The following is a 9,801-nucleotide window of genomic DNA, read 5'->3' on the forward strand; positions in this document are numbered from 1 at the left end:
TCCCGGTTTCGGTAGATCATGCCCACTCTTTTCTTAAAGTGCAAACATAGTGATTGATTGAAACGTGCAGAAGTTTGACTGAGCAATTCTTCTTGTGCGGCCCGGCGTTGTGATTCTGCCAACAAGCGGGCGTTTTCAAGCGCCACTGAAACCTGAGCAATGGCTTCTTCTGCCAGTAGAATATCTTCTGCAGACCAGTCAGGCTCATCGTGCTTTCTTCGTAATGAAATTTTGCCCAGGAATTGCCCGCGCAATGCAATTGGCAGGTGTAAAATACTATCCCCATTATCACTTACAACAACCTGGAGATGGTTGAATATGGGTTCGCCCATACCGTGATATTGCTCTGGAGTGGCAGGCCTTACACGAATACGATCGAATTGATACGCCTTTGCCTGATCTCCCAGCAGGGTGCGCCAGGATTCACTCAGTTGGGTGCTATAGAGTGTTTGCAGTTCCTGAATAGTTTGCGCGCTTTCTTCATGAAGGCGCGCATTTGCGATTGCCAACGCAATCTGATCGGCCATGATTTGAAGCACTTCGGTATCTTCAGGGGTAAAGGCGCTAACTACTTTGGACTGTACATCCATAACCCCGATAATTTCATCCTGAACGATCAGGGGCAGGGCCATCTCGGAGTGTGTTTCAGGCAGGTCTGGGTTGTCAAAATAGTCGCGATCTGCGCCGACGTCCAGGGCAATCCGCGCTTCGCCAGTCTCGGCAACGCGGCCTACAACGCCGGTTTGCCCAACTGCTAGGCGGTGCCCGCGGGCGAGCATTCGCTGCCCGCCGGGACTGTTGGCTGCTAACAATACCGCAAAACGCTTTTCCTCGTCCAGCAAGAAGATACCGGCATGGTAGAACCCAAAATGTGCTGAAATTAATTGGGTGACATTATCCAGAATCGTATTCAGGTCTTGTAGTGCGGCAATATCGCGGGCGACTTTTGCGGTGGCTTCAAATTGAGAGCTGCGTTTTTGAAGTTCCAGGGTTTGGTCTTCAACCTGTTTTCTGAGCGTGTGATACAAATCAGATAACTGTTTTGCCATTTCGTTGAAAGTGAACGCCAGCAGACCGATTTCGTCCCGGCGAGTTTCTGGCATACGCACATCCCAATTCCCGCGGGCAAATTGGCGAGTTATCTCGGTAAGCTTGATAATCGGTCTTGGCAACCAGTTGGCCGCCAGGACAGCAATCAGGATGCTGGATAGCACAAAAAAGACCAGTAAATAGAACATAAATGGCGTCAGTGATTCAAATTGCTGGAAAGCAACAATCTGTGGCACCTCAAACACAAATCCTGCCCCCAATTTCGGCAGCCAGATAAAACTTGCCAACGAACGGATTTCATTGAAAGAATGCAGCGATGTATTGAAATTGTTACTCTGAGGCTGCGAATAACTGTATTCTGTTTGCAGGGGAATAAATGTTTGGCTTTGTGAGATGGCTGGCTCAAAAAACTGCAATTCTTTTTTGGCAATATCAAGCTGGAAGAAATTCTCACCCCCAGTGATGAAATAGCTACGGGATAAGGGTTGGAGTTGAAGGCCGAATTCAAGCGTATCCAACAGTTGACGATGGCTCAGCACCCCAACAATGTGCCCCCGAAGGTTATCTGCTCCCTGGTAGGGTACGTGTACAAAGATCATCACCTGATCTTCATAGAAAGGTTCGGGCGCATATTCAATATAAATATTGGCTTGATCGCCTGTGAAAATGGCTGCGGTGCCAACAGTAAGAGCGCGGCCCTCCCACTCATCTTCCGTGGCGATGAGAATATTCCCGTTCGCGTCGATCACAAAATACTCGCTAAAAATAACATCGCCGCGTTTGGCATTGAATTCAATTAATTCGGTGAATATAGCCTCACGGATCGCGGCGAAAGAATCATCACGGTGTTGCCCCATAGAGAGCAGCCCACCCAGGTTGTCGCTCAAAGTTTGCTGCCTTACCGATGCATCCAGCCTGATTTGTGCGGCATTGATCCAACCCTCGATTTCAGAAGCCATGATTTGGGCATTGGCATTCAATTGAGCGTTAATTTGTTCGATGAGCAATAAACGCGCTCGCACAATCACGCTTCCACCAATAATCAGGATGGGCAGCAAAACAAGCGGAATAACAACACCAAGAAAGATGCGGCGAATGCGCCGGGGGAACCTTTCTCTGATTGAAACAGGCGGAGATGCTTGACTTTCAAGGGTCATGGGTGCGTTTCCGTTTCGGGCACATAAAGCTCAATTACTCCATCGGATGCGCCCAGGGTCTTCCCAAGTTCCTGCAACGCAGTGCGTAGAATTGTATCTACATTGGTTGAAGACCACACTTTGCTGGTAATTTCAGCAACTGAGCGGTTATACTGTGCGCTGCGCTCGGTTTGCTGCACCAGACGCGCGTTTTCGAGCGCCAGAGCAGCCTGTGCGGTAATGCTATCAATAAATTTCTTGTCTTCCGCTGAGAGCGCAGTTTGTTCATGCTCTACGATAATTGAGCCAATGCTCTGGCCGCGTAGCAAAAGGGGTATAGTCGTAGTATGGGCTGCTGATGCACCGGGTGTGGCTGCATCTGGGTTTTCGAAGGTGAAATCCAACGCGCTTTCGCGTTGGGCTACATCTTCCCACCCTCTGGACAGGTATTGACGGTGCAGCGCGCGAATTTCGTCCAGGCTTTCTTGCAATTGATTGAACAGACTTGCGTTGTAAATAGCCGATGCCAAACTATCAGCGATACCTTGCAGTACGGTGATGTCGTTTTCATCGAAGGCTTCTTGGCGCACAGATTGTACGGTCAGCGCCCCAAGCGCGCGGCCTTCGCGGATAATCGGCAGGGCCAGTTCCGAGCGAGTGGATGGTAGATGCGGGTTTTGGAAGTGAACTGCATCATCGCCAACGTCCAGGTCAATACGCGCCTGCCGATTCGCAATGCACCAACCAATCATCGAGGTGCCGCCGATAGGGAGTTTGTGTCCCGCTGCGAGCATTCGCTTACCAGCCTCCCCACTGCCCGCACGTAGAACTGCATATTGTTGGTTCCTGTCGAGCATAAATACGCCGACATAATATAGCCCAAAGCGTTCTTTTGCCAACTCAACAATTTGAGAGAAGATTTTTGCAGTATCGAGTTCAGCGCTAATTGCACGCGAAATTTCAGCCGCGGTGCTGATTTGAATCTCGCGTCGTTCAAGTTGGGCTGTGCCGTGCTGCAATTTCACCCGGTCTTGTTCGAGTTCGGTTGTTAATTCAGTCGCTTTTTGCAAGCTGGATTGCAGGCTATTTAGCAGGACCCCAAAGGAAATAACCGCTAAAAGATTGACGAGAAAATAGGGAATGCTGGTTGAAATCCAGGGAAAGAGATCTGCTGCATCAATGTGAGCGGTTAGCACCGGAACAGGGATAATACTCTTGTTCATGAACCAACCCAGAGCGAGATAGTTCGTCGTGCTGATGACGGCAATCAACGTACCAATGCGTGTGCCGAAGAATATCCCGGCCAGAATTGTGACCCCCGTCCACCAGATGCGCACATCGCCAATCGATGCATATTGAAGGGCAGAGATGAGCCCGGCTCCATACAGTGCCATAAGAAAAGAACCTGCGCGTACCCAATAAGGCAATCTGCGGAAAATTGTGACGCTCAGCGCCCAAAGATAGATGAGCGAGTATGTGATGATGGAGATGATGTTTGAACCGACATCCGACGCGGTCAGATTGTAGATATAAACAACCCCACCGAGAATTGACGCAGCCACCAGCAGCGTGTTCAAGATGCGCTGGCGCCAATACTGGAGATCATCGGTGCCTGCTCGCGAAGTTTGATTGCCAAAGAAACGATTCACAATTGAACTCATGTAGTGCGTTCCTCTTCAGAGATTGCCGGTGGTGGTATCGGATCCACCTTAATTTGAATATGAGCGCGCCTGACACCCACCCGCAAGCCGATTTCTTGAGCCGTTGTTTTCAGAATGCCTTGAATATCTGGAGAGTGCCGAATTTTTCCCGTGATTTCCAAAAGTTGGCGATCTTGCTGGGCTGTTCGCTCAGTATTTTCCATTAGATGGGCATTGCGAATTGCAATTGCAACCTGAGAAGCCAATGTAAGCAGCAAGCGCAGGTCGTCATCGTCGAAGCGATACTCAGTTTCGAGATCTTGAACAACAATTGCGCCGATCGGTTCGTTGCCGATCAGCAGTGGTACGCCCAACCATGATTTAGCTTCGCCGCCTTCGGTTACAATGGCGCCCAATGCCCGGCTGCGTTCAATCGTATTTTCTACGATCATCAGTGGCTGACAAGAACGGATAACGATTGAAGTAAGCCCTTGTCCCAGTGGGAATGGCGCCACCGATGTAATTTCCCCACCTTCGTCCATATACGGAACCGAAAGTGTATCGTTTTCTGGCGAATAGATCGCAATGAGGAAATTGACATCGCCCATCACTTGGAGAATTTGTTGGTGGATGATCTCATACAAAGCATTGAGATTGGTTTCTGCCGAGATAGATTGTCCTACCGTGCCGAGCGTTTCCAGTTCAATCAGGCGTTCCTGAAGGTTGGCGAGCGCCTGCACTTTCTCTAGAGCGGTTCTGGTAATATCTACCAGGCTGGAATAGGGTTCTAGTGCAGCTGCTGTAAAACGTTCTGCATCTGTGGCCCCCAAGATCAGGAGGGCGCTCAGGGTTCCCTCTGGCATGATGGGATATATCTGAAATGCTTCACAGCCCAGTTGTTGCGGCATATCTATGAGTTCGTGCGGCAAGGCTGTCTCGCTATGCCGGCCATCTATACGGATGGCAGCGGAAGTAGTGAAAGAAGATGCTAATTCTTGGCGCGATAGCGGGATAAAGGGTAGTTGGCTGGGTTTCTCGCCACGAATGGGATCTGTCATTGCCAGCGTTTGCAACCCATTTGCTGTGACTTCGAGCAGCGCTGAAATAAAGGGGGTATGTTGTATCGTATCCGTGAGCGCATTCAGTACTTCTTGTGTGGTATTGGATTCGGCAATCCTATGACTGGCCTGATACAGGGCGAAAGTGGCTTGTAAATCGACGCGTGTATTTTCGAGCAAGCTGATATTTTGCAGCGCCGACGCAATTTGGTGGGCTAGTGTTTGTAGTGTCGTCACACTATCAGCTTCGAAGGCGTTGATTTTGTTGCTCTGTACATCCAGCACACCCAATACCTGATCGCCAATACTCATAGGGATAACTGCCTCGGAGCGCGTGAGTGGTAATTCTGTCACGGGAAGATAGTAAGGATCATTGGCGATGTCGGCAGCTACATATGGCCGGTTACTGGAGGCAACCATGCCGACGATAGAGCCTGTTCCTACGGGGAGATGATTGTGTTCGCGTTTGACTTCGAATTGCGATTCGACACTATATGCTTTTTGCAGAACAGCATATTCCTTGAACTCATCCAGCAAGAAAATGGCCGAATAATCGAAGTTAAATCGCTCTACAATCAGTTGAACAGTTTTCTGGAGTAGTTCATCCTGGCTGGTGGATGAGGTTGCAAATTGGGCTACCTCTGCGGCTGTGCGAATTTGTTGCGTGCGAGTGGCTACCTGTGTTTCGAGCGAGCGATACAGTGTGGAGAGTTCATCGGCCATCTGGTTGAATGAATGAGCCAACAGCCCAATTTCATCGTTTCGATCGATAATGGCACGTTTTTGCCAGTCACCATCTGCGAAATGGCGGGCGGTCATCGCTAGATCGAGCAATGGTTGGATAATCTGGCGTGTACTAAGCCAGTTTAATCCGATGCTTACCAAAACAATAATGACAAGTAACCCCACAAAAAATGGAATTAGCGCATTGAGTTGAGCTTGCGTTGTTGCCGATGGCAGTTCGCTGATAAACCCTGCTTTGAGCCTGTCTACAGGAGAGTAGGCAGCCAATACAGCAACACCATCATTCGATTCTAATTCCACGACATTTTGCACTGTAGTGGGGCGCGGATTCAAAAACAACTCGGCTTGTTCTTCGCTGGGTTGAATAATGGTTGTAGGCATATCTGTATTTGCGGTATCGCCTATTCGTAAAAATTCACCGCGATTGGTAACAAAATAAATTCGGGAATTCAGGAAATTAATTTCAGTAAGGAACTCTTCGATGAGGGTATGCTCGGTAATCCCCCATAGTATTGCCAGTAAATTGCCATTGTTATCATAAAATGGCGCGGTTGAGATTACTGCGATCTTGTCTGAAAAGGGTTCAGGAGCGTTGACAAGGAGAGAAAGTTGCTCTTCAGAAAAATCGTCGTAATAAGGGAAATCTGATAAAACCGCCCCTTCTACTTCAGATCGTGAAGCAATTAATACCTCACCTTCTAGCGAAACGACTAAAAATTGGTTGAAAAGTTGTTGCTGCTGGTTGACATAGGCCAGGCTGCCTAAAATCGTAGCGCGTGCAGCGGAATACTCGGCTTGAGTCAGATCCTCAGCCTTGTTGAGTGTTTGGATGGCATTGGTCACAGCAATCTGTAAAGGGAAACTCGTCAGACCGTGCTCCCGGTCTGTAATCCAAATATCAAGTTGTTCTGTTTGATGTTGTTCAGCGCTCTGCAGGGTAGTTTCAATTTGCGAAGTGACAGTATTGCGTGCTTGCAGATAGGCTGCCCATCCGAGTATTAATAAAGGAAGTACGGATAAGGGCAACAAAATCCAGAGCATTGTGCGCGCTAACTTCCCGCGAAATTGACGCTGTACTGCAGGAATAGCTTGTGACATGCCGAACTCCTCTATTTGACATTGCTAACAAAATGCTAATACGGTTGAATAAACTCTCGGCTTGGTCAGTTTCCAAGAAGATATGACCAGAATAGAGTATGGGGATTGTGCACCCGCACACCCTTTTTCTTAGTTGTTACAGCAATCCCACCTTAAATATCTGTTACCTGTAATTATAGGATGTGGATACCTCGCGAAAATTATTCATACTCCCAAACAGGATCTCCTGTCAGAATGCGGCGAATTTGTTCCGGGAATCGATCTGGATCAAGCGGTTTACCAATGAAGCCATCAAAATTTGATTTGCGGGCTTTATTCATTTGTTTGACACTGGCTTCTGCGGTAACGGCAATTACCGGAGTATTTCTTAAACTGGCAGATGCTTTGATTTTTTTGAGCGCGCTATAGCCATCTTCGTACGGCAATCGAATATCCAATAGAATTAGATCCAGGCGCGGTAGCGTATCTGCATATTCTACAACTTCATACCCCGATGTTTTCCATTCACAGTGGATGCCCATATACCCTAACATGCGGGCAATGAGCACAAAATTTGAGACATTATCCTCAACAACCAGCACTGTAGCACCTTTGGGAATTGCTTTCGTGCTGAGAGCTGCATCAAGTTGTTCTGGTGTCGAAGAAGTATTATTCTGATTCATTATTATGCCTCTCGCAAATAGCGGGCGATTTGTTCAGGGAGCATATCAACATCAATAGGCTTTTGAATATAACCATCACAGCCAGCTTCAATTGTGCGTTCTCGATCGCCTTTCATGACATTTGCTGTTAGCGCGATGATGGGTACATTTTTGATGGAGGGCATTTGTTTAAGTTTCCTGGTGAGCGTATAACCATCAATATCGGGCATATTAATATCCATTAGGATTAAATCAGGCGTATTTGCAGCGATACGCTCAAAAGCATTTTGGGCATTTTCAGCTTCAATAACTGCATAACCCGAAGCTTCTAAAACACGCCGAACCAGCAAACGGTTAGCAATATTATCTTCTACGTAAAGAATACAAGGGTCTTGTGACATGGGGTGTAGTTTTGGTTTTTTTTGCCACTTGAAACAGGCATTTTCACAATGGGTAGCTACGATCCTATTTTTGGAATTATGTTCGTGATTCTACCATTAAAGTACTACTGATTATTAGTACTACTGGATTACAGTGCTGAAAGGATTAGATATCTACAGGTGAAGGAATTATACTCGAAGGATCCTGCGTATTGATAAGATGGGGGCATCACCAACTCGGAAAGCGAATCTTCGGATCAGACAATATTCCGAGGAGTTGGCAGCAAATAAAAAGAGCTATCTGTATAGACACAGATAACTCTTTGGAAGATAGAGCGGGTGAACGGATTCGAACCGTCGAATGGTAGCTTGGGAAGCTACTGCCTTACCACTTGGCGACACCCGCTGGTATTTCCAGGATTATATTCTTCCGCAGGATGACTGTCAAGGAAGGATGCGATAACAGCGTCCATAAAAAGAACTATCGGATTTTTACAGGCATTTCTATTGTGGCAAAATCTTTGCCACTCAGATAAAAAATCGGTTTTCGTTTTATCGGTAGTATTTTCCCGTGAGAAGCTATCACATCCAAAACAAAAAGCCCAAATTCATGCGATAACCCCTCAAGCTCTTGAAAAAGCACAGTTTCATAATAATTATCTGCGCCCTGAATAACTTTTGTGTGCGCCAGGTTTTTGGCAGGCTCGAGCGTAAAGCCCAGCATCTCCGCTTTGTTCTGGTATCTCCCGCTGATATTCCCGGCTTTGACCACGCGCTCCCGCTCAGACCACGGCATGAAGTGCAGCACGGCTTCTTGGTATTTTCTCAACAATTCATACGAGTAGTTGCCCTTTTGCATGCAGATCAAAAATCGAAAAGGTTCTTTTGAGATTACCGTCCAATAACCCATCGGCATCATATTGTCGAGAACACTCAATATTAATACTTGTTGCGGAAAAAACAGAGAATTAAACTGATCGCTTTCGGCTAATTGTGCGGGCATGGCATCGCTCCTGCTGATTCTGCAATTCGAAACTGGAGCCATTATAGCGCACACAACAACCCTGCTTGGGTACATTCTTGGAATTATCAAAGCCAGGCCTTTCCCCTTGCAGTTCTGTAAGGCTTTCAGGTACTTTTTTGCTATTCTTGGCCTTCGTTCGCTGAGATAGCATAGGCGCAGCTGCCAGATGGCAGACTATGGATATTGGAGGCTCTTCAAATGAAAAATATAAATATAACTTTGTTAATTGTTATTGTGGCTGGACTTCTCCTCGGTGCGTGTTCATTCCCGTCGAATGATGCGGGAGATGTGCCGTCAGAAGCGGCGGAAGTTGTTCCTGAAAATGAAGCGGATTCTAGCGAAGCAGCGGAAGCTCCAGCCAGCCCCGAGCAGGATACACAAACCGAGGCGGAACCTGTGGACGCAGTTGCCGAGATTTTTGATGTAGACCATACTGAAGAACGCCTGGCCCAACTGGTCATCCGAAACGAAGATTTGCCCGATGAATATCGCCTGCCACCGGGTGGCGAAAGTACCCTGGCTACGAGTGCGCTGATCAATATCATGGGCGAGATAGAGGCCAAGCAATATATTGTTGCTACGGGGCGAGTCAACGGTTGGAAGATTTCTCTGGAGCGGGTCAAGAAAGACGCTTTTGCGCCCTACACGATTGAAAACACAATTGAGCTTTTTGAAACGGCTGAGGGCGCTCAGGCCGCGTTGAGCGAAACATGGTATCCGCTTTATAATGATGGTCGTGAATTCAAATGGGTGGATGGTGGTTGCAATCTTGGCGATCAGTGTATCTTCTACTATACGGAAAAATTTGACGCCGCTTCTCAGTTGACCACCTTAACCTATGAAATTGCTTTCACTTATCGCAATACCCTGGTTTGGATATTGGGCCGCGGTCTGGATGTCGATATCACCCCTGAATATATGCTGGATGTTGCTCAGTCGGTTGTACGCAATTTAGATCGCTATGCACAGACGCAATAAATTATATTTGCGCAAAACATGCTACAAAAGAGTGAGTCGGGCGTTTCGTGCC

Annotated in this window: 7 protein-coding genes and 1 tRNA gene; 1 reads left to right on the forward strand and 7 read right to left on the reverse strand. The window is 47.5% G+C overall.

Annotation, left to right across the window (positions count from 1 at the left end; genetic code table 11):
• From HN413_15325 to HN413_15355, 7 genes are all read right to left on the reverse strand, one after another.
• Positions 1 to 2,207 (reverse strand): GAF domain-containing protein (locus HN413_15325; protein ID MBT3391769.1); only part of this gene is annotated, 2,207 nt, incomplete at its 3' end.
• On the reverse strand, positions 2,204 to 3,847 hold the full coding sequence (locus HN413_15330) for a GAF domain-containing protein (protein MBT3391770.1): 1,644 nt from the start codon (positions 3,845 to 3,847) through the stop codon (positions 2,204 to 2,206). The genes HN413_15325 and HN413_15330, both read right to left, overlap by 4 nt.
• On the reverse strand, positions 3,844 to 6,726 hold the full coding sequence (locus tag HN413_15335) for a GAF domain-containing protein (protein ID MBT3391771.1): 2,883 nt from the start codon (positions 6,724 to 6,726) through the stop codon (positions 3,844 to 3,846). The genes HN413_15330 and HN413_15335 overlap by 4 nt, the downstream gene beginning before the upstream one ends.
• Before the next feature lie 200 nt (positions 6,727 to 6,926).
• Positions 6,927 to 7,388, reverse strand: coding sequence for a response regulator (locus HN413_15340; protein ID MBT3391772.1), 462 nt, complete (start codon positions 7,386 to 7,388; stop codon positions 6,927 to 6,929).
• Positions 7,389 to 7,390: 2 nt separating this feature from the next.
• The gene (locus HN413_15345) at positions 7,391 to 7,768 is read right to left on the reverse strand and encodes a response regulator (protein ID MBT3391773.1); all 378 of its coding nucleotides are present in this window, start codon (positions 7,766 to 7,768) and stop codon (positions 7,391 to 7,393) included.
• A gap of 313 nt (positions 7,769 to 8,081) precedes the next feature.
• Positions 8,082 to 8,153, reverse strand: a tRNA-Gly gene (locus tag HN413_15350).
• A gap of 75 nt (positions 8,154 to 8,228) precedes the next feature.
• The gene (locus HN413_15355; GenBank protein ID MBT3391774.1) at positions 8,229 to 8,750 is read right to left on the reverse strand and encodes a flavin reductase family protein; all 522 of its coding nucleotides are present in this window, start codon (positions 8,748 to 8,750) and stop codon (positions 8,229 to 8,231) included.
• A gap of 219 nt (positions 8,751 to 8,969) precedes the next feature.
• On the opposite strand from HN413_15355, the gene HN413_15360 reads away from it, so the two are divergent.
• Positions 8,970 to 9,749, forward strand: coding sequence for a hypothetical protein (locus HN413_15360; GenBank protein MBT3391775.1), 780 nt, complete (start codon positions 8,970 to 8,972; stop codon positions 9,747 to 9,749).
• The last annotated feature ends 52 nt before the right edge of the window (positions 9,750 to 9,801 follow it).

Source organism: Chloroflexota bacterium, assembly GCA_018648225.1.
Classification (GTDB): Bacteria; Chloroflexota; Anaerolineae; order Anaerolineales; family UBA11858; genus NIOZ-UU35.